Below are 25,345 nucleotides of genomic sequence, written 5' to 3'. Positions count from 1 at the left end.
CATCAGCCGCACCTCGTGCCCCAGCGCCTGCAACTCACGCGCCCAGTAATGGGCACTCCCGCAGGCCTCCATGCCGATCCGGCAGGCCGGCAGCTGGGCGACGAAGTTGCGCAACTGGCTGCGCCGCAGCGCCTTCGAAAACACCTGCCGGCCCTGCGCATCCACACCGTGGACCTGGAACACGTTCTTCGCGAGATCAATACCGAGTGTTGTAACCTGCATGTGGACGCCTCCGTCTTCTTCGAGTGAGAGTGATCACCCCCACTCTGGCACATCGCGATGCCGTAATAGGGCGGGGGCGTCCATCCCATTGAGGCGCCGCAGGCGCCGTGGCAATCTCCCGTTTCTCGCCCGGCGTCAGCGCACGTTCAATCCCAGCGCTGGGGTACGCGCTGGATCTCGTCGGTGTCGTAGCCCAGTTCGTCGAGGCGGGCGAGGATGGCCTGGTAGTCCTCCTCGGCCATCTCCGGTTCGCGTGCCATGATCCAGACGTAGTCGCGCTTGCTGCGGCCGATCACGGTCTGGCTGTAATCCTCGTCGAGGTAGACGATCAGGAACTCGGCCTTGAATGGCCACAGAAAGCGCATGCCCCATTCGGCGTTGTCCTCGCTCTTCACGAAGCCGGTGGGGTTGTATTCGCGGCGCGGGCCGTCGAAGCCGCCCTTGTTGAACGAGAAGGTGGTGGCAATGGTGCCGTCCTCGTTGAGGGCGTACTGCTCCAGGGCGTTATAGGCGTCGCGCTCGAGGAAGGTCGGGATGTTGGCGATCACGTACCAGTCGCCCATGTAGCGATCGAGGTCCACGTAATCCACGGTGGGCATCTTCTGCGGGGTGCTGCATCCGGTCATCAGGATCCCCAGTACCAGGCCCGCGCAAAGGGCCGCCAGTGAGCGTGTCATCAAAATTTTCCCGGGTGGCGTCGGGAAATGGACCGCGGGGGCGTGAAAAAGGTCCGGCTGGGGTTCGGATTCCCCGGAGGGCCGGCCCTTAGGCGGTCTGGCCGAGGCGCTGGTCCATCAGGTGGTCGAACAGGGATTCTTCGGGGATGATCTGCGCGCGCCCGCTGCGGAACTCGTGGGCCAGGCCCTGGATGCTGTGCTGGCGCTTGGCGCGGCCGGCGGCGTCGGTGAACAGCAACCGACCGGCGTGACTGCCGCGCCAGACCAGCTTCATCCGGGTGACCTTGGTGCCCGCAGGCGAGGTGAACTGGATCCAGGTGCCGGAAACCAGGTTGTCGGCGTATTCGACGTGCTCGTCGTCGTGATCGCGCATCAGGGACGGGTCGTCGTCGGCATGACGCGGCGAGGTGCCGAACACCGAGCTCGACCGGCTGCCGGCCCGTTTGCGGGCCTGTTCCATGCGCTCGTCTGCGGCCGCCGTTTCATCGGGCGACCCGGTCGCGGGACTGGTGTCGGGCTTGGTCGACTCGGCGGGCGTGGAGCGGCGTTTTCCGGCGGCCACCAGGTGGGCACTGACCAGGTCCTGCTTGATGCGGGCCCGTTCCTCCTTGGACAGAGGAGCCTTGTCGAGGAAGGCCCGGATGCGGGCCAGGAGGGGGGCCGAGGCCTGAAAATCCGGCTCGGCCTGCATCAGGGCCAGGAGTTCGTGCAGCAGGGCCATGCCGTCGTTGTCGGCCTCCGTGTCGCCCGCGGCTTCGGCTCCGGTGTTTTCGCTCCCAACCCCGGCATCTGCCTCCGCCGTCTTTTGCGCGGTCATCAGCGGGACCCAGGCATCCATCAGCTGCTCGCGGGCCTCGTCCGGGATGTCCTGCCCCATGGAGATCACGGTGCGCTCGACCGTGGATTCCACGCTGTAGGTGATCTCCAGCGTGCGTTCTTCCTGTTGCGCCTCGGCCTGTTCGCTGGCCGCCTGATGGGCGATCTGTTCCTCGACTTCGGCCAGATCGTCCTGCAGTCGGGCCAGCGCCTGGTCGTAGGCATCGCTGTCGCCAAGGCCCTCGTTGCGCACGCGTTCCACGTTCTCGAAGACCAGACGGCTAAGCGGCAGCTGGCGAGCCTCGTCCAGCGGCAGGTCGGGGTCGATGCGCAGGGCGATGTTCAGCAGCAGCCCGGTCATTTGCCGCGCGGGGTGGCCGCGGTCACGGAAAAAGTGCGTCTCGCGCATGGCGATCCGTACCAGCGGGAGCTGGAGATCCGACAGCGGTTCGCGCAACGCGGGATTGAGGTCGTCGCGCTTCAGGATCATGTCGAACAGGCCCTGAAGCAGGTCCATCACGAAGGGTTCCAGGGTGCTGGGCGAGGCACTGTTCAGCACGGTGGTAACCGCATCCGCCGGCGAGCCGTAACCAGCCCCGGCCGCTGGCGCCCCTCCGGCGGCCGCGACGACCTGGCCGGCGACCGGGACCTGGTAGCCGAACTGCGCCCAGTTGCCCGCGGCGCCGGCGGCGGGCGCAGTCGCACCCGCACCCGCAGGTGGTGGTCCGCCACCGCCGGGAGCACCCTGCGGCACGGGACCCGTCGCCGTGGCCGCGCCCGGATGGGGGCGGGTGCCGGCCCGTGCCTCGGGCACCGTGAAACCCGCATCGCGGAAGGCCTGCAGCAGCGCCTGCATTTCCGGCTGCAGTTCCCGGACCACGTCGCGGTCGAACCAGTGCAGCAGGAGCAGGCAGTCTTCCGGCGGCAGGGGCACGGCCTCGAGCGCTTCCAGGAAGGCCTCGCCCAGGGCATGCGGGTGCCACGGGGCGTCCTCGGGCGCGGGCGCCAGGTGGTAATCCCGAGTGACGGTCTCCAGGGCATCGATCTCCGCCGCCATCACCGAGCGCGCGCCGGTGACCAGCTTGCGCAGGGCCACCTCGCGCTCGGTATCGGCGGCGTCCATCAGGCTCAGTTCGTGCTCGCCCGCCGCCTCGGTGTTGTCGGCATCCTCGGGTGTGACTGCATTGTGAAGTCGGTCACGAAAATGCTGGAGGATGGCGGCGCTGGCCATGCGGATCTGGCGCGACAGGGCGAGGTTCTGGGCCGCGCGCTGGGAGTCGATCGCGCGCTCGGAGGCCTCCATCAGGCGGTCGTCGAGTTCGCCCAGAAAGGTCTCGAGGCGCGTCTGGACGCCCTTGGAGAAGGGGCCCCAGACGCGATGCAGGGTTCGGGCCGGAATCCGGTGACGTTGCGCCATGATCGCTGTGTATCTGGTCCAGGCCCCAATCTAGCACCCCTGCGGCTTCGGGTGTGACCGTCCTTGGTGTCTCGATGTGTGTCGGTCGTGGAACCGCCCGCGGATACCCGGGTCAACCTTGCATCGACGCGGGGGACCTTCATTCATGCAGCAGATGATCGAGTGGGCGGAGCAGGGACGACTGCCGGATACGTTTGTGCGCGCGGGCATTCGTCGCCTGCTGGCCGAACGCTTGCGCGAAAGCGGTGCGCCGGCCGAGGAGGCGATGGAACGGCGCTATGCGCTGATCGAGGCGATGCGCAAGGCGCCCGTGGCGTTGTCGACCGAGGTGGCGAACGAGCAGCACTACGAGGTGCCCACCGAGTATTTCGAGCGCTGTCTGGGGCCGTGGCTGAAATACTCCTGTGCCTGGTGGCCCGACGGTGTGAATGACCTGCGTGCGGCCGAGGCGGGCATGCTGCAACTGACCTGCGAGCGGGCCGGTCTGGAGAACGGTCAGCAGGTGCTGGAGCTTGGTTGTGGCTGGGGGTCGCTGTCCCTGTGGATGGCGGAGCAGTATCCGCAGTCCCGCATTGTGTCGGTGTCCAATTCCGCGACCCAGCGGGCCTCCATCGAGGCGCGCCGGGATGCACGCGGACTGGACAACCTGACGATCGTGACCGCCGACATGAATGACTTTGCCCCGGAGCAGACGGGGTTCGACCGGGTGGTCTCGGTGGAGATGTTCGAGCACATGCGCAACTGGCCGGAGCTGCTGCGGCGCATTTCGACCTGGCTGCGACCGGGCGGACAGTTCTTCATGCATGTATTCGCCCATCGCGAGTTTGCCTACCTCTTCGAGAGCGAGGGCGCCCACGACTGGATGGGTCAGTACTTCTTCCGCGACGGGCTGATGCCGGCGGACGACCTGGCGCGGCACTTCCAGGACGACCTGCGGGTGGTCCGCCAGTGGCGGGTGAACGGCCAGCACTACGCGCGCACCCTGAACGCCTGGCTGAGCCGCCAGGACGCCGCGCGGGACGCGCTGATGCCGCTGTTCGAGCAGACCTACGGGAAGCAGGACGCGGCGCTGTGGTTCCAGCGCTGGCGCATGTTCTACATGGCCTGCGCCGAATTGTTCGATTATCGCGGTGGCAACGAGTGGTTCGTGTCGCACGTCCTCTTCCGGCGGCCCGAGGCCTGACCCGTGGGGGGCTGGATGCTGTTCGTCGCCGGGCTGGCCGCGGCGCTGCTCCTGATGACGGGGGTCTGGGCGGCCAGTGTTGCCCGCCGCGATGCCAGCCTGGTGGATCGCTACTGGGGGCTGGGCTTCGTGCTGGTGACGCTGGTGTGGTGGGGGCTGTCCGGCTGGCCGCCGCAGGGGCTGTGGATCGTGATCCCGGTGCTGCTGTGGGGTGTGCGTCTGTCCGCCTTCATCACCTGGCGCAACTGGGGTCATGGCGAGGACGGGCGCTACACCGACATGCGCGCCGGTCGCAGCGACACGGCCTTCGCCGCCCGCAGCCTGGTGACGATCTTCTGGCTGCAGGGGGCCCTGGTGGCCGTGATCGGCCTGCCGATGCTGGCGGTGATACAGGCCGATGGCCTGTGGTGGCCGCTGGCTGTCGCCGGGCTTCTGGCCTGGGCCGTCGGGTTGTGGTTCGAGGCGGTGGCCGATGCCCAGATGGCGCGCTTTCGCCGCGATCCGGGTAACCGTGGGCAGGTGATGGATCGCGGGCTTTGGCGCTACAGCCGCCATCCCAACTACTTCGGCGAGATCGTGGTCTGGGTCGGGTTCGGCCTGCTGGCCCTGGCCGCCGGGGGCTGGTGGGCCGTCCCGTCGGCGGTGGTGATGATCCTGCTGATCCTGCGTGTGTCCGGCGTCACGTTGCTGGAACGACGCCTGCACAAATCGCGTCCCGGGTACGCGGACTACGTGCGGCGCACCAACACGCTGATCCCGGGTCCGCCACGCCCCTGAACTGCGGGTGGCAACGGGCCCGGATCCCTTGCCGTGCTTTCCCCCTCCGCGCTATAAAGCGCACGTCCCGCCGGGCGGTTTCGCCGCCGGGCGCAGCCTTCATTGATGCAGCCAACCGCGAGCGAGTCGATCGATCCAATGAGTGCGACCCCGAGTTCCGTCCAGGCCATTGAGCTGAAAGGGCGCATGATGCTGGTCTCCGTGCTGCGCGTGTACCAGACCGATCCGCAGGTCCTGGGCGAGGTACTGGCGGCGCGGCGCGAGCAGGCCCCGGAGTTGATGCGCGACATGCCGATCGTGCTCGATCTGGAGGCGGTGGCCGAGAGCCCGGAGTCGGATCTGCAGGCGACCATCGAGCGCGTGCGCGCCGAGGGCTTCAAGCTGATCGGGCTGCAGGCCGGCGAGGTCGCCGAGCGGCTGCAGAGCTACGCCGAACTGTTCGATGTCCTGCCGGTACTGCAGCTGGGCGGGCGCGGCGGTGCGCCCACCGGCGAGGTGTCGCTGGAGGACGAGACCCCGGCGCCCGAGCGGGCCGACGAGGCGCAGGAGAAGAGCGCGCCGGCCGAGGTCGCGGCCGTCCACAGCGCGACCCGTATCGTCGATCAGCCGGTGCGCTCCGGGCAGCAGATCTATGCCCGTGGCGGCGACCTGATTGTTACCGGCGCGGTCTCGCCGGGGGCCGAGTTGCTGGCCGACGGGCACATCCATGTGCTGGGGCCGTTAAGAGGGCGTGCGCTGGCCGGGGTGCGTGGCCTGGTGACGGCGCGTATCTTCTGCCGGCGTCTGGATGCCGAGCTGCTGTCCATCGCCGGGCATTACCGGATCGCCGAGGACATCACGGAAGCCGAGCGTGGCGAGAATCGGCTGGTGACACTGGACGGCGAAAGCCTCAAGATCGCGGAGATCTGAACGGCGGCCCGAAGGGCGGCCGGCCACGACATGACAGGAACCCGTCCGTCTGTCCCCGGCACCGCCGGGTACCGGCAAGACGACAAGGAGCTGCAGCCAACATGGCACGTATCGTAGTGATTACCTCGGGCAAGGGCGGGGTGGGCAAGACCACCACCTCGGCCGCGATTGCCACCGGCCTGGCCCTGCGCGGCCACAAGACCGCCGTGATCGACTTTGACGTGGGTCTGCGCAACCTCGACCTGATCATGGGGTGCGAGCGGCGCGTGGTGTACGACTTCGTCAACGTGATCAACGGCGATGCGAACCTGAAGCAGGCCCTCATCCGCGACAAGCGGGTGGACAACCTGTACATCCTCCCGGCCTCCCAGACCCGCGACAAGGACGCCCTGACCCAGGACGGCGTGGAGCGGGTGCTGAACGAATTGTCCGAGGATTTCGAGTACATCGTCTGTGACAGCCCGGCCGGCATCGAGCGTGGCGCCCTGATGGCTGCGTACTTCGCCGACGAGGCGATCGTGGTGACCAACCCCGAGGTCTCCTCGGTGCGCGACTCCGACCGCATCCTGGGGATCCTGGCGAGCAAGACGCGCCGGGTGGAGCAGGGCGGCGAACCGATCGAGGGCAAGCTGCTGCTGACGCGCTATTCGGCCGAGCGTGCCGAGCGCGGCGAGATGCTGAGCATCGAGGACGTCGGCGAGATCCTCGCGATCGAACTGCTCGGCGTGATCCCGGAATCCCAGGCGGTGCTGAATGCCTCCAACGCCGGGCAGCCGGTGGTGCTGGACGAGGAATCCGATGCCGGGCAGGCCTACCAGGACGCCGTGGATCGGTTCCTGGGCGAGGAACGTCCGCTGCGCTTTGTCGACGTACCGAAGAAGGGCTTCTTCGGGCGCCTGTTCAAGGGGTGATCATGGGGATCTTCGATTACTTCCGCCAGCCGCGGCAGAAGAGCGCGAGTGTCGCCAAGGAACGCCTGCAGATCATCGTGGCGCGCGAGCGCGCGGCGCGTTCCGGGCCCGATTACCTCCCGGCGATGCAGCAGGAACTGCTCCAGGTGATCCGCAAGTATGTGCAGGTCGACGACGACGCGGTGCAGATGAACGTGGATCGCGAGGGGGACTGCGAGGTCCTCGAGCTGAACATCACCCTGCCGGACGACAAGGAATAGCACGATGAAAGTGCTCATCACCGGCTCGGCCGGATTCATCGGCAGCGCGCTGAGCCTGCGCCTGCTGGAGCGCGGCGACGAGGTGATCGGCGTCGACAACCTGAACGACTACTACGACGTCTCGCTCAAGGAGGCGCGCCTGGCGCGCACCCAGGACCACCCGAACTATACCGAGGTGCGCGAGGACATCGCCGACCGTGCCGCGATGGAGCGGGTATTCCGCGAGCACCGTCCGCAGCGGGTGGTGAACCTGGCGGCCCAGGCCGGGGTGCGCTACTCGCTGGAGAACCCGGCGGCCTATGTCGACACCAACCTGGTCGGCTTCGGCAACATCCTGGAGGGCTGCCGCCACAACGGCGTGGAGCACCTGGTCTACGCCAGCTCCAGCTCGGTCTACGGCGCCAACACCACCATGCCGTTCTCGGTGCACGACAACGTCGACCACCCGCTGTCGCTCTACGCCGCGAGCAAGAAGGCCAACGAGCTGATGGCGCACACCTACAGCCACCTCTACGACCTGCCGGTGACGGGGCTGCGCTTCTTCACCGTCTACGGCCCCTGGGGCCGCCCGGACATGGCGCTGTTCCTGTTCACGAAGAAGATCCTGGCGGGCGAGCCGATCGACGTCTTCAACTACGGGCACCACCGGCGCGACTTCACCTATATCGACGACATCGTCGAGGGCGTGATCCGCACCCTGGATCACGTGGCGCCGCGCAACCCCGAATGGAGCGGGGCCGAGCCGGATTCCGCCACCAGTGCCGCGCCCTATCGGCTCTACAACATCGGCAACCACGAGCCGGTGGAGCTGATGCGCTACATCGAGGTGCTGGAGGACTGCCTGGGCCGGAAGGCCGAGAAGAACCTCCTGCCGCTGCAGCCGGGGGATGTGCCGGACACCTATGCCGATGTCGAGGCCCTGCGCGAGGATGTGGGCTATGCCCCGGCCACCCGCGTGGAAGACGGCATCGCCCGGTTCGTGGACTGGTATCGCGAGTACTACCGGGTCTGATTCCCGGGCGGGGCCTGCCGGATGGCGAGCCCCGCCAGGGCCTTCCTGCGCCGGACCTTTCCTTGCCTTCGCGCAGCCATGCAGCGGGTGGGTGCCAGGAACCTGTGACCTTCCGGTGAGTCCACCACAGACATGGACGCAAAGGAGGTATCGGGATGAGCCAGACAATACTGATGGTCGTCACCAGCCACGGCGAGATCGGCCCGGGCCAGGCGACCGGCGTGTGGTTCGACGAGTTCGCCGAGCCCTATGATCGCTTTCGCAAGGCCGGTTTCGAGGTCAAGGTGGCGAGCCCGAAGGGCGGGCCGGTGCCGCTGGATCCGAAGAGCCTGGAGGCCAGCCATCCGGGGGCGGCCGCCGTGGCCGCCCAGGAGGCCCTGGACGATACGATCGCGCTTGATGAGGATATGCATCACGGGGCCTATGCCGCGATCTTCTTCCCCGGCGGGCACGGGACCATGTTCGATCTGCCGGACAACCCGCATGTGCAGCGCCTGGTCGCGGAGTTCCTGGAGAACGACAAGGTCGTGGGTGCGGTCTGCCACGGCCCGGCCTGCCTGGTCGGCGCGATGCTGGCCGACGGGAGTTCGGCGGTGAAGGGGCGCAAGGTGGCTGCCTTTACCAACAGCGAGGAGAAGGCGGTGCAGCTGGACAGCGCGATGCCGTTCCTGCTGCAGGACAAGCTCCAGGAGCTGGGTGGCGAGGTCGAGACCGCCGATGACTGGGCGGATCACGTGGTGGTTGACGGGAAGCTGGTGACGGGCCAGAACCCGCAGTCCAGCAAGAGTGTGGCCGACGCGATCGTACGCCTGCTGCGCGAGGCGGGCTGACCCTCCGCCAATGGGGCCGGGGCCAGGTCCCCGGCCTTTATTGTGCCGATTTGTGAATCCGGTTCAAAAATCGGCTTGGGTTCGATATGCTGCCTGCCATGAGCACCGAGGATCGCAGAAGGCGCGAGCGCGAGGCGCGCGAGGCGCTGTTTATCGAACGGGCCCATGAACGGATCCGCGAGGACGGGCTGCTGGGCCTGCAGATGTCGAAGCTGGCGGCGGATTGCGAGTACGCCACCGGGACCCTGTACCAGCACTTCGAGTCCCGCGAGGACCTGCTGGCGGCGGTGGCGGCGCGCACGACCCGGGAGCGGGCCGGGCGATTCCGGGTCATCCCGGGGCTGACGCTGGGCACGCGGTCGCGGATGCTGGCGATCGTTCTGACCGATATCGATTTCGCCGCGCAGAATCCGGACTACTACCGGCTTACCCAGTACCTGGTGACCGAGGTGGTGTGGGCGAATGTCTCGGTGGCCCGGCGCGAGGCGTTGCTGGAGGCGGGGCGTCCGATCAGCGAGGCGGTCCACGCGGTAGTGGCCGAGGCCCGCGAGCGTGGCGACCTGCCGCCGGCGCGGGAGATCTCCGAGGAGGAGATGGGGCTGGGGCCCTGGGCGCTGAACGTGGGGATGCAAAGCCTGGCCAATGCCCGGGGCCTGCTGGATGCCTATGACATCCATCGGCCTTATGACCACCTGATCCGCCATTTCCACGCCCTGATGACCGGCTGGCGCTGGGAGCCGCGACTGGATCCGGACGAGCCCGCGGTGGTGCGCGCCGAGACCGACCGTGTGCGGGCGTCGCTGCGCGCGGCCGGGATCGGCGAGCAGATCGCCGAGGACGGCTTGAGCGCGGCGGACTGACCCGACCGCGTATATTCATGATGCCGACGGGGGTCGCCCCGCCGGCCCGGGAGACTTCGATGAAGCGTTTCATCCTGATGCTGGTGGCGGTCGCCATCGTGCTGGGCGGTATCTTCGGCTTCAAGACCTTCGTGGATCAGCAGATCGCGGAGTACTTCGAGGACATGCCGGAGCCGGTGGTCACCATTAATGCCGCCGAGGTCGCGACCGATACCTGGACCCCGCGGGTGCGCGCGATCGGCAGCCTGGAGGCGGTCCAGGGCGCGACCCTGAGCTTCGAGGCGCAGGGCATCGTGCAGGCCATTCATTTCGAGAACGGTGCCCGCGTCGAGGCTGGCGATCCCCTGGTGGATCTCGACACCACCCTGGACGAGGCCGAGCTGGAGAATCTGCGCGCGGCCGAGCGCCTGGCGCAGCGCGAGCTGCAGCGAGCGCGCGGATTGATCGAGCGCAACGACATCTCGGACTCCGAGTTCCAGCGGCGCGTGGCGGAGGCCGAGCAGGCCGCCGCCTCGGTGAAGGCTCAGGAGGCCCGCATTCGCCAGAAGAGCCTGCGCGCGCCCTTTGCCGGGGAGCTGGGCATACGCGAGGTGAACGTCGGCCAGTTCGTGGGTCCCGGCGAACCGATCGTGGTCCTGGAGGCCCTGCAGCCGCTGTACGTGAATTTCACCCTGCCCGAGCGGCGTCTGGGCGAGGTCGCCCTGGGGCAGCAGGTCGAGGTGGAGGTGGATGCCTTCGGTGATGCCTTCACCGGCGAGGTGACGGCCATCGAGCCGCGGGTTCGCGCGGCCTCGCGCATGTTCCGCGTGCAGGCCGTACTCGCGAACGAGGAGGGGCGTCTGCGTTCCGGCCAGTTCGCCCGCGTCACGCTGGATCGCGGCGAGGCGGAGGAGGCCGTGGTGGCGCCGCAGACCGCGATCCGCTTCGCCCCCTGGGGACAGTCGGTGTTCGTGATCGAGGAGGATGACGAGGGCCAGCTGCGGGTGGAGCAGCGTCTGATCGAGACCGGCGAGCGCCGGGGTGACCTGGTGCGCGTGCTGGACGGACTGGAGCCGGGCGAACGCATTGCCGCCAGCGGGCTGCTGAAACTGCAGAACGACACGCCGGTGGAGATCACCGAGGACGCCCAGCCCGACGCCGAGCGCGATCCGCGTCCGGCGAATCGCTGAGCGGGGCCCGGCCATGCGCTTTACCGACATCTTTATCCAGAAGCCGGTGCTGGCCACGGTGGTCAGCCTGTTCATCCTGCTGTTCGGGGTGCGCGCGGTGTTCGATCTGAACGTGCGCCAGTTTCCCGAGGTGCAGAACGCGGTGGTGACCATCAGCACCGCGTACATCGGCGCCGATGCCGATCTGGTGCAGGGGTTCATCACCACGCCGATGGAGCGCGAGGTGGCCGAGGCCGAGGGGATCGACTATCTGGTCTCCACCAGCCGTGCCGGCATCAGTATCGTCGAGGCCCACCTGGAGCTGGACTACGACCCCAACGAGGCGCTCACCCAGATCTCGGCGCAGGTCGACAAGATCCGCAGCGATTTGCCGGCCGAGGCCGAGGACCCTGTCGTGGATCTCTCGGTCGGGCAGGACGTGGCGGCGATGTACATGTCGTTCTACTCCGAACGGCTATCGAACAACCAGACCACGGACTACCTGATCCGCGAGGTGCAGCCGGAGCTGGCCACGGTCAACGGGGTGCAGCGCGCCGAGATCCTGGGCGCCCAGAGCTTCGCCATGCGTGCCTGGCTGGATGCCGACCGTATGGCCTCGTTCGGCGTAACCGGGCGCGACGTGCGCGAGGCCCTGGAGCGCAACAACGTACTCTCCGCCGTGGGGCAGACCCGCGGCTCGATGGTCGGGCTGGACCTGACCGCGGACACCGACCTGCAGCGCCCGGAGGAGTTCGAGCAGCTGATCCTGTTCGAGACCGACGGCGACCTGGTCCGTCTGGGCGATGTCGCCGAGGTCGAGCTGGGCTCGGAGAGCTACGACACCTCGGTGCGTTTCAATGGCCAGGCGGCGACCTTCGTGGGCATCGAGCTGGCGCCGGACGCGAACGCGCTGGACGTGATCGCCGAGGTGCGTGACGTCTTCGACGAGCGCATCCTGCCGCGGCTGCCGTCGGGGCTGGAAGGCGAGATCGTCTATGACTCCACCGACTATATCCAGAGCGCGATCGACGAGGTGCTGCTCACCATCGGGCTCGCCCTGGCCATCGTCCTGGTGGTGATTTACCTGTTCCTCGGCTCGCTGCGCAGTGTGCTGATTCCCGCGGTGGCGGTGCCGCTGTCCCTGGTGGGCACCTTCATGCTGATGCTGCTGATGGGGTTCTCGCTGAACCTGCTGACGCTGCTGGCGATGGTGCTGGCGATCGGCATCGTGGTGGATGACGCGATCATCATGCTGGAGAACATCTCGCGGCATATCGAGGAGGGGATGTCGCGCATGGATGCGGCGATCCAGGGCGCGCGCGAGCTGGCCTGGCCGATTGTCGCGATGTCGACCACGCTGGTGGCCGTGTTCCTGCCCCTGGGCTTCATTGGCGGGCTGACCGGGACCCTGTTCATCGAGTTCGCCTTCACCCTGGCGGCGACCGTGGTCATCTCCGGGATCGTCGCGATCACGCTGTCGCCCATGATGTGCTCCAAGATCCTGCGCGATGGGGCCGTGGAGAGGCGCGGGCGCATCGAAAGCTGGCTGGATGCGCGCTTCGAGTCCCTGCAGGGCCGCTATCGCCGGCGCCTGCATGGGGTGCTGAACGACCGCTTCACCATTGCGGTGTTCGGGGCCATCGTGCTGGTGTCCTGCTACTTCCTGTTCGTGACCTCGCAGAGCGAGCTGGAGCCGCCGGAGGACCAGGGCTTCGCGTTCTCCATCATGGAGGGCGATGCCTACATGGGCCTGGACTGGCTGGAGCGCAACACCGCGCTGACCGATCGCTTCTTCGACGAGATCCCCGAACTCGAGAACATCTTCATCGTGAACGGCTTCGGTGGGGGCCCGGGCATCGCCGGTGCCAGCAACCAGGCCCTGGGTGGTTTCGTGCTCGCGCCCTGGGATCAGCGCGAGCGGGATACCGAGACCATCCTCGAGCAAGAGCTGCAGCCGCGTCTGGACCGGATCCCGGCGCTGGAGGTGTTCGCCATCCAGCCGCCGCAGCTGCCCACCCCGGGCGATGGCGCGCCGGTCAGCGTGGTCCTCGGGTCGACCGGTTCGTTCGAGGAACTGGAGCAGTTTGCCGACGAGATCGTGGGTCGGGCGATGGAGACCGGGCGCTTCATCTTCATGGATACCGATCTCGACTTCGACCAGCCCCAGGTCGACCTGAAGATCGACCGCGAGCGCGCCGCCCAGCTGGGCATCGACATGGCCACGCTGAATGCCGATCTCGCGACCATGCTGTCCGGCGGCTTTGCCGGGCGTTTCGCGATGGAGAACCGCAGTTACCGCGTGATCCCGCAGGTGCAGCGCAGCGAGCGCCTGAACCCGGAGCAGCTGGAGGAGTTGTTCACCCGCACCCGCGATGGCGAGCCGATCCCGCTGTCCAGCATCGTGACGCTGGAGGAGACGGTGACCCCGCGCTCGCTGAAGCGCTTCCAGCAGCTCAACGCCGTGACGCTGTCCGGCGTCCCGCGCCCGGGGGTGACCCTGGGTGAGGCGCTGGACATCATCGACGAGATCGCCGCGGAGGTCCTGCCGCCGGACGTCAGTGTCGACTACGCCGGCCAGTCGCGGCAGCTGAAGGCCGAGGGCGGGGACCTCGTGGTCACCTTCTTCTTTGCCCTGCTGGTCATCTTCCTGGTCCTGGCGGCGCAGTTCGAGTCGTTCCGCGACCCGCTGATCATCCTGACCACGGTGCCGATGTCGATCGCCGGGGCATTGATCTTCATCAGCCTCGGCGTGACCTCGCTGAACATCTACACCCAGGTCGGCCTGCTGACGCTGATCGGACTGATCGCCAAGCACGGCATCCTGATCGTGGAGTTCGCCAACCAGCTGCAGCGTCAGGGGCGCAGCCTGCGCGAGGCCATCGAGGAGGCCGCGTCCCTGCGTCTGCGCCCAATCCTGATGACCACCACGGCGACGGTGGTAGCTATGGTGCCGCTGCTGATGGCCGCCGGGGCTGGCGCCGGCTCGCGTTTCGCCATGGGGCTGGTGATCGCCAGCGGCATGGCGATTGGCACGCTGTTCACCCTGTTTGTGGTGCCGGCCATCTACCTCTACCTGGCCCGTGATCACCAGGCGGCCAGCGGCGCCGAGCCCGCTGCGGACGCCGCTTCCTGAAGCCGTCCGCCCCGACCCGGGCGTCGGGGTCCGGGCGGTCGGTGAAGCCGTCTGTGCAATCCGTCGCGACAAAGGCATGCACGGACTACGGTCTTGGACTACAATCGCAAACCGCATTGCGGCGCGAGCGACGGATTGAGGTCTGGCCGCGCCGCTGCGAACCGAACCCCTGCCGGTCAGCGGCCCTCCCGCTGCCCGGCTTTTATATAAACGATAGTCTATTGGTCGTATCTAGATTATTTATTTGTTATTAGTGATTGCCCTCCCTAATCTAGTCGACCGTCACGATTAACCAACGCGTAGGAGAAAGCCACATGGCCGCCAAGAAGTACTCCGCGGGTGTCAAGGATTACCGCGAAACATACTGGATGCCGGAATACATGCCGCTGGATACCGATCTGCTGGCATGTTTCAAGATCACCCCGCAGCCGGGCATCGACCGCGAAGAAGCGGCAGCCGCTGTGGCGGCCGAGTCGTCCACCGGTACCTGGACCACGGTGTGGACCGACCTCCTGACCGACATGGATTACTACAAGGGTCGGGCGTACATGATCGAGGACGTCCCGGGTGACGACGAGTCCTTCTACGCGTTCATCGCCTACCCGATCGACCTCTTCGAAGAAGGCTCGATGGTGAACGTGTTCACCTCGCTGGTCGGCAACGTGTTCGGCTTCAAGGCCATTCGTGCCCTGCGCCTGGAAGACGTGCGCTTCCCGATGGCCTACGTGAAGACCTGTGGTGGTCCGCCTTCCGGTATCCAGGTCGAGCGCGACAAGATGAACAAGTACGGTCGTCCGCTGCTGGGCTGCACCATCAAGCCGAAGCTGGGTCTGTCCGCGAAGAACTACGGCCGTGCCGTGTACGAGTGCCTGCGTGGCGGCCTCGACTTCACCAAGGATGACGAGAACATCAACTCGCAGCCGTTCATGCGCTGGCGTGATCGTTTCGAGTTCGTGCAGGAAGCGACCGAAAAGGCCGAAGCCGAAACCGGCGAGCGCAAGGGTCACTACCTGAACGTCACCGCGCCGACCCCGGAAGAGATGTACAAGCGTGCCGAGTTCGCCAAGGAGATTGGCGCGCCGATCATCATGCACGACTACATCACCGGCGGCTTCTGCGCCAACACCGGCCTGGCCAACTGGTGCCGCGACAACGGCATGCTGCTGCACATCCACCGTGCCATGCACGCGGTGCTCGACCGCCATCCCAAGCACGGTATCCACTTCCGTGTGCTGGCCAAGATCCTGCGTCTGTCCGGTGGTGACCACCTGCACACCGGTACCGTGGTCGGCAAGCTGGAAGGTGACCGCGCCGCGACTCTGGGCTGGATCGACCTGCTGCGCGAATCCTTCGTGCCGGAAGACCGCTCGCGCGGCATCTTCTTCGATCAGGACTGGGGCTCCATGCCGGGCGTGTTCGCCGTGGCCTCCGGTGGTATCCACGTCTGGCACATGCCGGCCCTGGTCTCCATCTTCGGCGACGACTCCGTGCTGCAGTTCGGTGGCGGTACGCTGGGTCACCCGTGGGGCAACGCCCCGGGTGCGACGGCCAACCGCGTTGCGCTGGAAGCCTGTGTGCAGGCGCGTAACGAAGGTCGCGAGATCGAAAAGGAAGGCAAGGAGATCCTCACCCAGGCCGCCCAGCACAGCCCCGAGCTGAAGGTGGCGATGGAAACCTGGAAGGAGATCAAGTTCGAGTTCGATACCGTCGACAAGCTGGATACCCAGCACAAGTGATCGCCCGAGTGCGGGCGGCCTGACGGGTCGCCCGCACCCTGACAGAACAAGAGCATAGGATTACCGACATGTCCGATATTCAGAACTTCAAGCCGGTACAGAAGTACGAGACCTTCTCCTACCTGCCCGAGATGAACGCCGATCAGGTGCGCAAGCAGATTGAATACTGCCTCGCCCAGGGCTGGAACCCGGCGGTGGAATATTCCGAGAAGGAAAACGCCATGTCCCATTACTGGTACATGTGGAAACTGCCGTTTTTCGGCGAACAGTCCGTGGAAGCGGTCCTTCAGGAAATCGAAGAATGCCGCCGCTCCAATCCGGGCATGATGGTTCGCTTCATCGCCTACGATAACTACGCCCAGAGCCAGGGCATGGCCTTCGTGGTCGATCGCGGTCGTTAAGAGAGGCCCCGGTGCCTGCCGGGCCCGGTTGCGGGCCCGGCAGTTCAGTTCAGCGTTATTTACCGTTGCTGCCGCCAACTGTAAGGAAGTGCCATGAGTAATCCGACATCTGCGTCTGAAGGTCTCTCGGGGCGCGAACGTGCCCTGGAACGGCGCAAGGCCATGTCTCGTAATGGCAAGGCTGCCGTGAAGTCGACCGGCCAAAACAAGGGGAACAGCCGTTCCGCCGCGGCTGCGCAACAGGCGCGCCAGGCGAAAGCGGAACCCGCCCCGGCACCCCAGGCGCGGGAGCCGGAGACGCACTCCAGCGAATCGTCGTCGCCGGTCTCCTTCGAGACCCGCGACACCACCCCCGAGCGCCGTCCCGAGCCGGGCGCGCACGCGGGTGCCTCCAACGGCCGCCAGGCCGCCCTCGAGCGCCGCCAGAAGATGGCGCGCCAGGGCAAGAAGGCCGTAGGCCGCACCAACACGCGAGCGCAGGTATCCGGCGGCATGGCCCGCGCCGGCGCCGAGCGTTCGCGCCAGCTCGACGCACTGGCCCAGTCGCAGAACGTCGAGGTCGACTGCTCGAACATGAGCGGTCGCGAGATTTGCCGCCTGCGCCGCCAGGCCCTGTCGACCGACGGCAAGAAGGCCGTGGCGCCGGAGCCCCGGCGGGAAGACCGCATCAAGGGCACCGAGCCGACCGCGTCTGATCGCAGCGAGGCGAAGAAAGACTGCGGCTGCGGTTGCAAGGGTGACAAGTCCGGGCGGGAAGAGGCCCGCGACACGGCCCCGTCGCAAGAGAATGCCGTGGTCGAGAGCGGTCTCGATCAGCTGTGCGACAAGGTCGAGTCCGGAGGCGAGGCCGCCGGTCCGCACCCGATGATCTCCGAGGTCCGTGCGATCTGCATGGCCCGCCGTGATGCGATGGCGCAAAACGGTAAGCAGGCCCTGCGCCGCCGCTTCAAGAGCGGACAGGCCCGGGGCACGCTGCCGCAGGAAGGTGCCTGGAAGGCCGCCAAGCGCAAGGGCATGTCCACGCGCGAAGTGGCGCGCCAGCGGCGCGAGGAACTCTGCAAGCTGGGGCGCGGCTCCTCCGAGCCGGGCCGCCCCTGCGGACGTCCGCGTCCGGCCGAGGGCGAAGCCCCGCCGAAGGTCGAGGAAGGCACGACGCTGGCGGGCAGCCATGTTAGCGGCACCCAGGTGGAGCGTACCTCCAGCGTGACCGGGACCGAGGCGGGCAGCTGCTCGTCGATCACCGGCACCGAGTACCTGGGCCTGGAGCACTACGAGCGCTACTGCGGCGTGCGCCCGACGGGCAACCCGCCCAAGGTCGGCACCTCGCATACCTCGCATGGCCAGTCCGTGAGCGGTACCGAGGTGGGACGTTCGACCCGCGTGACGGGTGACGAGCGGGGTTCCTGCGAGACGATCACCGGTACCGAATACCTCAGTACCGAGCAGTACGAAGGCTTCTGCGGCACCCGCCCGCAGGCGGGTCCGGCGCGCACCAGCGTGATGGTGACGCGGCATGGTGAAGGCGTGTCGGGGACGTCCGTCGGGCGCAGCCCCAAGGTGACCGGTGACGAATCCGGGTCCTGCCGCGACGTGACCGGTACGGAGTACCTGAACACCGCCGCCAGCGAGGTCCCCTGCAGCACGGGAAAGCCGAACGGAGCGCCGATGAAGGTCGGCGTGATGCATACCCTTCGCGGTCGTGAACTGACCGGTACCGAAGTCGGGCGCTCCGTCCACGTCACGGGTGATGAGTACGGCAGCTGCAAGCCGGTCACCGGAACCGAATATCTTGGCACCGAGCAGTTCCAGGGCTTTTGCGGCACCCGCCCGGAGCCGACGCCGGCGAAGGTGCAGGAGTCGCATACCATGGAAGACCAGAGCGTGACCGGCGTGGCCGTGGGCCGCAGCCCCAAGGTCACCGGCGACGAGAGCGGTTCCTGTGCCTCGTTGACCGGTACGCCGTACTACAACAAGTCCGACTTCGGGGATCTTTGTGATCGTCCGGCAGCCGGAGGCGTGCCCAAGGTCGGCGTGATGCATACCCTGCGCGGTCGCGAGGTGTCCGGTACCCAGGTGGATCATTCCATCCACGTCACCGGTGACGAGTACGGCGGCTGCAAGCCGATCACCGGCACCGAGTACGCCGGCTCCGAACATTATGACGCCTTCTGCGGCGGCCAGCGTCCGGATGCGGCGCCGGAAAAGGTGACGGTCGGCCGTACCTGGAACCAGCAGTCGGTGTCCGGGACGGCGGTGGGTCGTTCCGCCCGGGTGACGGGTGACGAATACGGTGCTTGCAAGCCGGTGAGCGGCACGGCGTACATCGGGCCCGACCAGTACGACCAGTTCTGCGAGACGCAGGATGCACGGGTCGCCGAGACCCGCGTGGCGGAGCGTCATTCGACGCCGGCCCATCCGGTCTCCGGCAGCCAGCCGGGTTACGACGAACGCGTGACCGGTACCGAGCGCGGTGCCTGTCAGGATGTCTCGGGGGCCCCGTATGTGGGTGCCAACGAGTTTGCCCAGACCTGCGCCAGCGCGCCCGGCAGTCTGCATCCACGTCTGCGCCCGGAAGGGATGCAGGCTGCGGCTCCGGCTCAGCCGGCACCGCAGGCGGCGGAGCGTCCGATGCCGAACGCCGGGTTCAGCGTGGCGACGCCCGCCCGGTCGGCAGCGGAACGCCGCGAGCGCGTTACCGGCACTGCCTATGGCACGAGCGGGCGCCTGACCGGTTCGATCAACAAGGCCATGGGGCTGGTGTCCGGTACCGAGGAGTTCCGCTACAACGGCGGCCAGCAGGCCGTCGCGGCGGCCCCGGTCGAGGAAGGCCAGAAGATCGGCGCCGATCGTGTGACCGTGAACGGCAGCAGCAATGGCGTCTCCATTACCGGCGATGACTGGCAGCGCGGCGACCGGGTCACCGGCACCGAGGGCTTTTCCACGCGCCGTAACGCGACCCAGAAGGGCAATCCGCGCGGCGAAGGCCGCAGTGCCTACGTGAATCGCGAACTCGAACGCAAGGACGTGCCGCCGAGCAAGATCACGGGTTCCTCCGGGAACAGCGACGCCGGTTCCCTGGTGACGCTGTCCGGCGGGGCGCGGGGCTAAGGCCGGGCGAGGGCACAGGACGCCATGGTGCGAGGTCGTCGCAAGAACAGCACCCCGGGTTCGCGGTTCGCGAAGTCCCGGGCGGTGGCTGCGCGCGCGGCGTCCCCGTCCCCGGCGGCGCCCGTTTCCGCCGTGCCACCGGCGGCGCCGACCGGCTCGGCCGGTATGGAGGCGACCCGGGAGCTGCAGCCGGGCCATCCGCTGGCGGATGTGGCGATGAACGAGCGGCTGCATGCCTTCGAACGGGGGTTCCGCGAGCGCTTCGCGCAGCTGGTGCCGGTTCTCAAGGAGGTGCACGCGCTGCAACACGAGCGTGACTTCGAGGAACGGGCCCAGGCGATTGTGCAGGAGCAGCTGGGTTACCGCCTTCCGGAGAAGGCGCTGGAAGATGCGTGGATCAACGACCTGGACACCCGCGAGCTGTACCTGCACGGGACGTTCGAGCTGTTTGACCAGGTGGTGAACGAGTACTGGGCGGGTCGGGATGACCTGGTCGCGGAGGCGGAAAGCGCGATTGCGTATTTCCTCGACTGCGACTTCCACGAGGTGGACATCTCGCCCTGTTCCGATGGCCGTCTGCTGGGTCTGCGGCGCTTCATCCTGCGCCTGCCGGACCTGGCGGTACGGGTGAAGAGCTATGCCGGCGCGCAGTTCGACATCGAGGAGGATGTGCGCCACTGGACCAAGCGCGAGTTGCTGCGCTTCCGCGAGGGGCGGCCGACGACGGCCGATGTCCCCAGCCGCTATCTGAAGATCGCGGCCTACCACTACAGTGGCGCGGATCCGCTGCATCAGGGTTGCGCGGCGCACGGGAACAGCGAACGCGACGCGGCGGATGGCGCGCTGCACCAGTTGCGCGCGTTTCGCCAGGCGATCGAGAACACCTACTGCTGTGGGGCCTCGGTGGACACGCTGCTGATTGGCGTGGATACGGATACGGATGCAGTGAAGATCCATATCCCAGATGCCGATACGCGCATGAGCCTCTACCGCTTCGTGGACAGCGCCGAGCTGTACCGCGCGACGCAGGGGCTGGACGAACAGACGGCGTCGCTGCGGGTGTACCAGGCGATCCAGGACGCGATCCACCAGCAGGGCTGGGGACGCGGGAACGGCGCCCCGCACGAGGGCATGCTGCGGCTGATCTCGCGGCTGCTGCTGAACAATATTTCGCAGCTCGACTATGTGGCGCGTTACCACGGGGGGCACTACGCCGACGTGGGCCACCGGGAACGGGTGATCATCGTCGGCCAGGAGATCGAAGAGATGCAGGTGCGGAACTTCGCATACTTCGCGCACCTGGAGACGATGGAAGAGGGCTCCGAAGGTACGGACGTCGGGGTGAACAAGATTTTTCGGAAGTTGAATGTCGAGCGCGGCCTGCCGGTGCCGGTGGTGATTCATTACCGCTATGACCGCAAGGTGCCGGGATCGCGGGAACGGGTGGAGGCACGCTGCCGTCGCATCCGCGACCAGATCATGGATCGCTATCGCGACCTGGCAGAGAAGGGCCTGATTGGCTGCCACATGGTGATCCGCGACAAGCGTAGCGGAAGCCGTCTGGAACCGCTGGCCGCCTGACGCACACGGGAACGGGAATGAAGATCTGCAAGGTTGAGAAGACGCTGGTTTCGACCAACCGCATCCGCGATCTGGGGCACCGGCCGTTGCTGGTGGTCCAGGAGAAGGCCGGTGGTCCGCGCACCGTCGCGGTGGACGCGGTCGGCTGCGTACCGGGTGACTGGGTGATCGTAGTCGGTAGCTCGGCGGCACGTGAGGCGGCCGGTGACAAGTCCTATCCCAGTGACGCGACGATCGTCGGGATCATCGATTACTGGGAGGAGCAGTAGCTCCATGGAAATCATGCAGGTGCAGGACGAACTGGTGGTGACCCGTCGCGTGGACGGGCTCAAGACCATGTCGCTGCGCGTGCTGGTGGACCAGAAAGGGGCCCTGAACGTGGCGGTGGACACGGTCGGGGCGCATCCGGGCAACTGGGTGTTCACCATCAGTGGCTCGGCCGCGCGCTACGCGCTGGACGACAACAGTATTCAGACCGATCTGACGATCGGCGGCATCATCGACCACTGGGACGATGGTGGAAAGAAGACGGAAGGGTCGAAGGACGAGGCAGGACGAGACCAGACCGATGCACAGCGCTCTGCTGGTTCCCGCAAGGCGGCGTGAGCGTCATTTTTTGAAAAACTGTAACTCCAGGAGAGAAGACAATGGCAACTGAACGTTTTGGTGTGGCGCTGGGCATGATCGAGACCCGTGGTCTGGTGCCGGCGATTGAAGCCGCGGATGCGATGACCAAGGCCTCCGAAGTGCGCCTGATCGGTCGTCAGTTCGTGGGCGGTGGCTACGTGACCGTGCTGGTCCGTGGCGAAACCGGTGCCGTGAACGCTGCCGTGCGCGCCGGTGCGGATTCCTGCGAGCGTGTGGGTGACGGCCTGGTGGCCGCGCACATCATCGCCCGCGTGCATTCCGAAGTGGAAAGCATCCTGCCCGAGCAGGTTGAAAAGTAATTCATCTGTAACGCTTGATAGGAGTTGAGTAATGGCTAGCGAAAACTTTGGTGTGGCCCTCGGCATGATCGAGACCCGTGGTCTGGTGCCGGCGATCGAAGCCGCCGACGCGATGACCAAGGCCTCCGAGGTGCGCCTGATTGGTCGTCAGTTCGTGGGTGGCGGCTACGTGACCGTGCTGGTCCGTGGCGAAACCGGTGCCGTGAACGCCGCGGTGCGTGCCGGTGCGGATTCCTGCGAACGGGTGGGTGACGGCCTGGTGGCCGCGCACATCATTGCTCGCGTCCATTCCGAGGTGGAAAACATCCTCCCGGAAAAGCCGTAACTCGCGGTAGTCGAACGCCGTCGGGCCCCGGTGGGTCCCGGCGGCTTTTTTCAAGAAGAGGTAGATGATGGCTAGCGAAATTTCTGGTGTGGCCCTTGGCATGATCGAGACCCGCGGTCTGGTCCCGGCGATCGAGGCCGCGGATGCGATGACCAAGGCCTCCGAAGTGCGCCTGATCGGTCGTCAGTTCGTCGGTGGTGGCTACGTGACCGTGCTGGTCCGTGGCGAAACCGGTGCCGTGAACGCCGCCGTGCGTGCCGGTGCGGATTCCTGCGAACGCGTGGGTGACGGCCTGGTGGCCGCGCACATCATTGCGCGTGTGCATTCCGAAGTGGAAGGCATCCTGCCGACGGCCCCGACCGCCAGCGGTTCGGCCAGCTGAGGCGACATCCATGTCCGATCCACGGATCGTGGGATACCTGAACCGCGCGGTCGCGCACGAGCTGTCGGCGGTTCAGCAGTACCTGGCCCAGGCGCGGCTGACCGCGATGTGGGGTATGAATGACGTGAGCGACTGCCTGCGTCGGGATGCCCAGGAAGAGCTGGATCATGCGGATCGCTTCATGACCCGCATGTTTCACTACGGGGTCGCCCCGAACGGCAGCCAGCTGGCGCCGGTCCGGCTTGGCCGCTCCATGGCCGAGCTGATGGCCCGCAACCGCGAGCTGGAGATGGAGGCAGTCCGTCTGTATGACGAGGCGGCTGTCTACTGCCGGCGCGTAGGCGCGGTGGACGATGCCGCGTTGTTCGAGAGCATCCTTGAGGATGAGCTGGAACACGTGCGCGAGATCGACGCCCAGGGCAGTCCCGCGTGATGCACGCGGACGCGGCAAGACGAGCGGAGTAGGCAATGGCGGATACCGATCTGGTGGTTCCGGCCGGGTGGGAGCCCGGCAAGGGGACCTCGGCGTCCATGAGCAAGCAGTTCACGTTCGAGCGCTACGGCATCACCCGGGAGTTTCTCGACCGCGTGGCCGAGCTGTCCGAACAGGACGGGTATCATCCGAACATCAGCTTCGGAACCACGTACGTGAACATCACGATTGACGCCCGAGACGGCGAACAACTGGGAGAGGGCGACAAGGCCTTTGCCCTGGAGGTCGATCGCCTGGCCGCTGCCACCACCGGCTGAGCCGGGGGCATACTTGACGGGCCGGGTCCGTCCCGGCCCCTTCCGCAGGAGGCTGTTGCGTGGGTTCGAGGGTAATCGCGGTAGTCAATCAGAAGGGCGGTACCGGCAAGACCACCCTGACCATGAATCTGGCCGCCGGGCTGGCGCGCCGGGGTCGAACCCTGGTGGTCGATGCCGACCCGCAGGGCTCGGCCGCCCAGTGGGCCCGCATGGCCTCGGATGAGCGGCCGTTCCCCGCATCGGTCTTCGCGGTAGCGGGTCCCCTGGATCGGGAGCTGAAAGCGCTGCGCAAGGATTACGAGCACATCGTGGTGGACTGCCCGCCGACCCTGGAGGGCGGTGCGGTCAACGGCGCGCTTGCGGCCTCCGACGAGGTGCTGATCCCCGTGCTGCCGTCTCCGGTCGATCTGTGGGGCAGTGTCCGAATGGGCCGGGGGCTGGAAGAGGCGCGCCTCAAGAACCCTAGCCTGCGCCCGTTTATCGTGGTCAATCAGCTCGAGGTCCGCAGTGCGCTGTCGCGCGCGATGAAGCATGCACTGATGGAGATTGACATCCCCGCCCTGGAGCAGACGCTGCGCCGGCGGGCCATCTATCGGCGCTCGGCGCTCGAGGGCTGTTCCGTCTTTGATCTGGGCAAGCCCGGCGAGGCCGCGGCGTCGGAGATCGAAGCCATCATCGAGGAGGTGTCGCAATGAGCAATCTGCAAGACAAGCTGGCAGCCGGCGTGCGCAGTGCACGCGAGGATCAGGACAAGGACAAGAGCCAGGACGCGGGCGCCAAGCCCGAAGCCTCGGGCCAGAAGGACACCAGTCAGGAGCCGGCGAGCAGCCAGCCGCGGGCCGCCGCCAGCACCAAGGCCGCCGCCACCAAGAAGGCGGCCACCACGACCGGCAAGGCACCGGCACGCAAGCGCACGACCACGCGGAAGAAGCCGGCCGCGACGCGCAAGTCCGGCGCATCGGCGCAGTCCACATCCGCCAGCCGGAAGTCGACCCCCGCGAAAAAGCCGGCGGCGAAGAAGGCGCCCAAGGCGGACAATACCGGAACCGACCTGCATCCCGAGCGGATCTGGCCCGACTGAGGGGCAGGGTTCCGGCGGCCGGGGCTTGCCCCGGCCTTTCTGATTGAGGAGTCGAAAAGATGCAGGACGAACTACGCGATCACCTGATCACCGAAGAGCCGTACTACCAGCCGACCGCGGACGAGGTGGAGCTGTACGAGGCGGCCTATTCGGTGCGCATGCCCATGATGCTCAAGGGACCGACTGGCTGCGGCAAGACGCGCTTTGTCGAGCACATGGCATGGAAGCTGGGCAAGCCCCTGATCACCGTGGCCTGCAACGAGGACATGACCGCGTCGGATCTGGTGGGGCGCTACCTGCTGGACGCCGACGGAACGCGCTGGCAGGACGGGCCGCTGACCCAGGCGGCACGGCATGGTGCGATCTGTTATCTCGATGAGATCGTCGAGGCGCGTCAGGACACGACCGTGGTCATCCACCCCCTGACGGACAACCGCCGCGTCCTGCCCCTGGAGAAGAAGGGCGAGATGGTGGAGGCGCACCCGGACTTCCAGGTGGTGATCTCCTACAACCCCGGGTACCAGAGCCTGATGAAGGATCTGAAGGAGTCCACCAAGCAGCGCTTCGGCGCGCTGGACTTCAACTACCCCGATCACGAGACCGAGGCGCGCATCGTGGCGCACGAGGGCGGGATCAACGAGGAAATGGCCGGGAAATTGGTCAGCGTGGCCGAACGGGCCCGCAACCTGAAGGGACATGGTCTGGACGAGGGGATCTCCACCCGCATGCTGGTGTATGCCGCATCGCTGATTGCCAACGGCGTGGCCCCGCTGGCCGCCTGCCGCATGGCGCTGGTGCGCCCGATCACGGATGACCCGGACATGCGCGACGCCCTCGACTCCGCCGTCACGACGTTCTTCTAGACGCCCGCGCGGGATA

General features: G+C 66.9%; 26 protein-coding genes and 1 pseudogene. 24 read left to right on the top strand and 3 right to left on the bottom strand.

Features of this window, described 5'->3' with window-relative positions; all coding sequences use genetic code 11:
* From H609_RS0106950 to H609_RS0106940, 3 genes and pseudogenes are all read right to left on the bottom strand, one after another.
* A pseudogene (locus tag H609_RS0106950) lies at positions 1-222 on the bottom strand (IS110 family transposase); the annotation flags it as partial.
* Between the two features lie 146 nt (positions 223-368).
* The gene (locus H609_RS0106945) at positions 369-899 is read right to left on the bottom strand and encodes a lipocalin family protein (protein WP_019583231.1); all 531 of its coding nucleotides are present in this window, start codon (positions 897-899) and stop codon (positions 369-371) included.
* A gap of 88 nt (positions 900-987) precedes the next feature.
* Positions 988-3,132, bottom strand: coding sequence for a DUF1631 family protein (locus H609_RS0106940; protein ID WP_028484635.1), 2,145 nt, complete (start codon positions 3,130-3,132; stop codon positions 988-990).
* Positions 3,133-3,277: 145 nt separating this feature from the next.
* On the opposite strand from H609_RS0106940, the gene H609_RS0106935 reads away from it, so the two are divergent.
* The 24 genes from H609_RS0106935 (at position 3,278) to H609_RS0106820 (ending at position 25,329) form a co-directional block, all read left to right on the top strand.
* Positions 3,278-4,315 carry a cyclopropane-fatty-acyl-phospholipid synthase family protein gene (locus H609_RS0106935; protein WP_019583233.1) on the top strand — a complete coding sequence of 346 codons (1,038 nt, stop codon included), beginning with the start codon at positions 3,278-3,280 and terminating at the stop codon, positions 4,313-4,315.
* Between the two features lie 15 nt (positions 4,316-4,330).
* Positions 4,331-5,092, top strand: a complete 762-nt coding sequence (locus H609_RS0106930; protein WP_018882344.1) for a DUF1295 domain-containing protein — start codon at positions 4,331-4,333, stop codon at positions 5,090-5,092.
* A 138-nt stretch (positions 5,093-5,230) separates the two neighbouring features.
* Positions 5,231-6,001 (top strand): septum site-determining protein MinC, encoded by a 771-nt coding sequence (minC, locus tag H609_RS0106925; RefSeq protein WP_018866568.1) that lies wholly within the window; start codon positions 5,231-5,233, stop codon positions 5,999-6,001.
* A 101-nt stretch (positions 6,002-6,102) separates the two neighbouring features.
* The gene (gene minD, locus H609_RS0106920; protein ID WP_018876243.1) at positions 6,103-6,912 is read left to right on the top strand and encodes a septum site-determining protein MinD; all 810 of its coding nucleotides are present in this window, start codon (positions 6,103-6,105) and stop codon (positions 6,910-6,912) included.
* 2 nt (positions 6,913-6,914) lie between these two features.
* Complete coding sequence (minE, locus tag H609_RS0106915; protein ID WP_026142882.1) at positions 6,915-7,172, top strand: cell division topological specificity factor MinE; 258 nt, start codon at positions 6,915-6,917, stop codon at positions 7,170-7,172.
* A gap of 4 nt (positions 7,173-7,176) precedes the next feature.
* Positions 7,177-8,184, top strand: a complete 1,008-nt coding sequence (locus H609_RS0106910; RefSeq protein WP_018876244.1) for an NAD-dependent epimerase — start codon at positions 7,177-7,179, stop codon at positions 8,182-8,184.
* A 155-nt stretch (positions 8,185-8,339) separates the two neighbouring features.
* On the top strand, positions 8,340-9,014 hold the full coding sequence (locus H609_RS0106905) for a type 1 glutamine amidotransferase domain-containing protein (protein ID WP_026280907.1): 675 nt from the start codon (positions 8,340-8,342) through the stop codon (positions 9,012-9,014).
* Between the two features lie 86 nt (positions 9,015-9,100).
* Positions 9,101-9,874, top strand: a complete 774-nt coding sequence (locus H609_RS0106900) for a TetR/AcrR family transcriptional regulator (protein ID WP_018881620.1) — start codon at positions 9,101-9,103, stop codon at positions 9,872-9,874.
* Between the two features lie 59 nt (positions 9,875-9,933).
* Positions 9,934-11,043, top strand: coding sequence for an efflux RND transporter periplasmic adaptor subunit (locus H609_RS0106895; RefSeq protein WP_018881619.1), 1,110 nt, complete (start codon positions 9,934-9,936; stop codon positions 11,041-11,043).
* A gap of 13 nt (positions 11,044-11,056) precedes the next feature.
* Complete coding sequence (locus H609_RS0106890) at positions 11,057-14,155, top strand: efflux RND transporter permease subunit (RefSeq protein WP_028484634.1); 3,099 nt, start codon at positions 11,057-11,059, stop codon at positions 14,153-14,155.
* 314 nt (positions 14,156-14,469) lie between these two features.
* Positions 14,470-15,891 carry a form I ribulose bisphosphate carboxylase large subunit gene (locus tag H609_RS0106885; protein ID WP_018865975.1) on the top strand — a complete coding sequence of 474 codons (1,422 nt, stop codon included), beginning with the start codon at positions 14,470-14,472 and terminating at the stop codon, positions 15,889-15,891.
* Positions 15,892-15,959: 68 nt separating this feature from the next.
* Positions 15,960-16,292 (top strand): ribulose bisphosphate carboxylase small subunit, encoded by a 333-nt coding sequence (locus tag H609_RS0106880; protein ID WP_018865976.1) that lies wholly within the window; start codon positions 15,960-15,962, stop codon positions 16,290-16,292.
* A 162-nt stretch (positions 16,293-16,454) separates the two neighbouring features.
* Entirely contained in the window at positions 16,455-19,400 is a 2,946-nt protein-coding gene (locus H609_RS0106875) for a CsoS2 family carboxysome shell protein (RefSeq protein ID WP_028484633.1), read from the top strand.
* 165 nt (positions 19,401-19,565) lie between these two features.
* Positions 19,566-20,981: a carboxysome shell carbonic anhydrase gene (locus tag H609_RS0106870; protein WP_028484632.1), complete on the top strand. Its 1,416-nt coding sequence runs from the start codon at positions 19,566-19,568 to the stop codon at positions 20,979-20,981.
* 17 nt (positions 20,982-20,998) lie between these two features.
* On the top strand, positions 20,999-21,250 hold the full coding sequence (locus H609_RS0106865; RefSeq protein ID WP_017940626.1) for a carboxysome peptide A: 252 nt from the start codon (positions 20,999-21,001) through the stop codon (positions 21,248-21,250).
* Between the two features lie 4 nt (positions 21,251-21,254).
* A complete protein-coding gene (locus H609_RS0106860) occupies positions 21,255-21,587 on the top strand; it encodes a carboxysome peptide B (protein WP_017940627.1) in 333 nt (110 codons plus the stop codon).
* Positions 21,588-21,628: 41 nt separating this feature from the next.
* Positions 21,629-21,928 (top strand): BMC domain-containing protein, encoded by a 300-nt coding sequence (locus tag H609_RS0106855; RefSeq protein ID WP_012982275.1) that lies wholly within the window; start codon positions 21,629-21,631, stop codon positions 21,926-21,928.
* A gap of 31 nt (positions 21,929-21,959) precedes the next feature.
* Positions 21,960-22,253: a BMC domain-containing protein gene (locus H609_RS0106850; RefSeq protein WP_012982276.1), complete on the top strand. Its 294-nt coding sequence runs from the start codon at positions 21,960-21,962 to the stop codon at positions 22,251-22,253.
* Between the two features lie 67 nt (positions 22,254-22,320).
* Positions 22,321-22,635, top strand: a complete 315-nt coding sequence (locus H609_RS0106845; protein WP_026181393.1) for a BMC domain-containing protein — start codon at positions 22,321-22,323, stop codon at positions 22,633-22,635.
* 10 nt (positions 22,636-22,645) lie between these two features.
* Positions 22,646-23,068, top strand: coding sequence for a bacterioferritin (locus H609_RS0106840; protein ID WP_018865979.1), 423 nt, complete (start codon positions 22,646-22,648; stop codon positions 23,066-23,068).
* Between the two features lie 35 nt (positions 23,069-23,103).
* Positions 23,104-23,385, top strand: coding sequence for a 4a-hydroxytetrahydrobiopterin dehydratase (locus H609_RS0106835; RefSeq protein WP_018865980.1), 282 nt, complete (start codon positions 23,104-23,106; stop codon positions 23,383-23,385).
* 59 nt (positions 23,386-23,444) lie between these two features.
* Positions 23,445-24,080 (top strand): ParA family partition ATPase, encoded by a 636-nt coding sequence (parA, locus tag H609_RS0106830; protein WP_018877705.1) that lies wholly within the window; start codon positions 23,445-23,447, stop codon positions 24,078-24,080.
* On the top strand, positions 24,077-24,466 hold the full coding sequence (locus tag H609_RS0106825) for a hypothetical protein (protein WP_028484631.1): 390 nt from the start codon (positions 24,077-24,079) through the stop codon (positions 24,464-24,466). Before parA ends, H609_RS0106825 begins: the two co-directional genes overlap by 4 nt.
* Positions 24,467-24,525: 59 nt before the next feature.
* Positions 24,526-25,329 (top strand): CbbQ/NirQ/NorQ/GpvN family protein, encoded by an 804-nt coding sequence (locus H609_RS0106820; protein ID WP_018877703.1) that lies wholly within the window; start codon positions 24,526-24,528, stop codon positions 25,327-25,329.
* Positions 25,330-25,345: the final 16 nt, after the last annotated feature.

The sequence above is a fragment of the Thioalkalivibrio sp. ALE17 genome (genome assembly GCF_000425605.1).
Lineage (GTDB): Bacteria > Pseudomonadota > Gammaproteobacteria > Ectothiorhodospirales > Ectothiorhodospiraceae > Thioalkalivibrio.
Note: the sequence above shows the minus strand (reverse complement) of the source record. Positions and strands in the feature narration are given on the sequence as shown.

What these genes read in the sequence shown, in the direction of transcription:
- H609_RS0106840 (WP_018865979.1), top strand. Translation starts at nt 22,646, where the DNA reads ATGTCCGATCCACGGATCGTGGGATACCTGAACCGCGCGGTCGCGCAC.
- H609_RS0106860 (WP_017940627.1), top strand. Translation starts at nt 21,255, where the DNA reads ATGGAAATCATGCAGGTGCAGGACGAACTGGTGGTGACCCGTCGCGTG.
- H609_RS0106845 (WP_026181393.1), top strand. Translation starts at nt 22,321, where the DNA reads ATGGCTAGCGAAATTTCTGGTGTGGCCCTTGGCATGATCGAGACCCGC.
- H609_RS0106820 (WP_018877703.1), top strand. Translation starts at nt 24,526, where the DNA reads ATGCAGGACGAACTACGCGATCACCTGATCACCGAAGAGCCGTACTAC.
- H609_RS0106835 (WP_018865980.1), top strand. Translation starts at nt 23,104, where the DNA reads ATGGCGGATACCGATCTGGTGGTTCCGGCCGGGTGGGAGCCCGGCAAG.
- H609_RS0106945 (WP_019583231.1), bottom strand. Translation starts at nt 899, where the DNA reads ATGACACGCTCACTGGCGGCCCTTTGCGCGGGCCTGGTACTGGGGATC.
- minC (WP_018866568.1), top strand. Translation starts at nt 5,231, where the DNA reads ATGAGTGCGACCCCGAGTTCCGTCCAGGCCATTGAGCTGAAAGGGCGC.
- H609_RS0106825 (WP_028484631.1), top strand. Translation starts at nt 24,077, where the DNA reads ATGAGCAATCTGCAAGACAAGCTGGCAGCCGGCGTGCGCAGTGCACGC.
- H609_RS0106850 (WP_012982276.1), top strand. Translation starts at nt 21,960, where the DNA reads ATGGCTAGCGAAAACTTTGGTGTGGCCCTCGGCATGATCGAGACCCGT.
- minE (WP_026142882.1), top strand. Translation starts at nt 6,915, where the DNA reads ATGGGGATCTTCGATTACTTCCGCCAGCCGCGGCAGAAGAGCGCGAGT.
- H609_RS0106900 (WP_018881620.1), top strand. Translation starts at nt 9,101, where the DNA reads ATGCTGCCTGCCATGAGCACCGAGGATCGCAGAAGGCGCGAGCGCGAG.
- H609_RS0106910 (WP_018876244.1), top strand. Translation starts at nt 7,177, where the DNA reads ATGAAAGTGCTCATCACCGGCTCGGCCGGATTCATCGGCAGCGCGCTG.
- H609_RS0106880 (WP_018865976.1), top strand. Translation starts at nt 15,960, where the DNA reads ATGTCCGATATTCAGAACTTCAAGCCGGTACAGAAGTACGAGACCTTC.
- H609_RS0106905 (WP_026280907.1), top strand. Translation starts at nt 8,340, where the DNA reads ATGAGCCAGACAATACTGATGGTCGTCACCAGCCACGGCGAGATCGGC.
- H609_RS0106940 (WP_028484635.1), bottom strand. Translation starts at nt 3,132, where the DNA reads ATGGCGCAACGTCACCGGATTCCGGCCCGAACCCTGCATCGCGTCTGG.
- minD (WP_018876243.1), top strand. Translation starts at nt 6,103, where the DNA reads ATGGCACGTATCGTAGTGATTACCTCGGGCAAGGGCGGGGTGGGCAAG.
- H609_RS0106855 (WP_012982275.1), top strand. Translation starts at nt 21,629, where the DNA reads ATGGCAACTGAACGTTTTGGTGTGGCGCTGGGCATGATCGAGACCCGT.
- H609_RS0106890 (WP_028484634.1), top strand. Translation starts at nt 11,057, where the DNA reads ATGCGCTTTACCGACATCTTTATCCAGAAGCCGGTGCTGGCCACGGTG.
- H609_RS0106875 (WP_028484633.1), top strand. Translation starts at nt 16,455, where the DNA reads ATGTCTCGTAATGGCAAGGCTGCCGTGAAGTCGACCGGCCAAAACAAG.
- H609_RS0106870 (WP_028484632.1), top strand. Translation starts at nt 19,566, where the DNA reads ATGGAGGCGACCCGGGAGCTGCAGCCGGGCCATCCGCTGGCGGATGTG.
- H609_RS0106930 (WP_018882344.1), top strand. Translation starts at nt 4,331, where the DNA reads ATGCTGTTCGTCGCCGGGCTGGCCGCGGCGCTGCTCCTGATGACGGGG.
- H609_RS0106885 (WP_018865975.1), top strand. Translation starts at nt 14,470, where the DNA reads ATGGCCGCCAAGAAGTACTCCGCGGGTGTCAAGGATTACCGCGAAACA.
- H609_RS0106895 (WP_018881619.1), top strand. Translation starts at nt 9,934, where the DNA reads ATGAAGCGTTTCATCCTGATGCTGGTGGCGGTCGCCATCGTGCTGGGC.
- H609_RS0106865 (WP_017940626.1), top strand. Translation starts at nt 20,999, where the DNA reads ATGAAGATCTGCAAGGTTGAGAAGACGCTGGTTTCGACCAACCGCATC.
- H609_RS0106935 (WP_019583233.1), top strand. Translation starts at nt 3,278, where the DNA reads ATGCAGCAGATGATCGAGTGGGCGGAGCAGGGACGACTGCCGGATACG.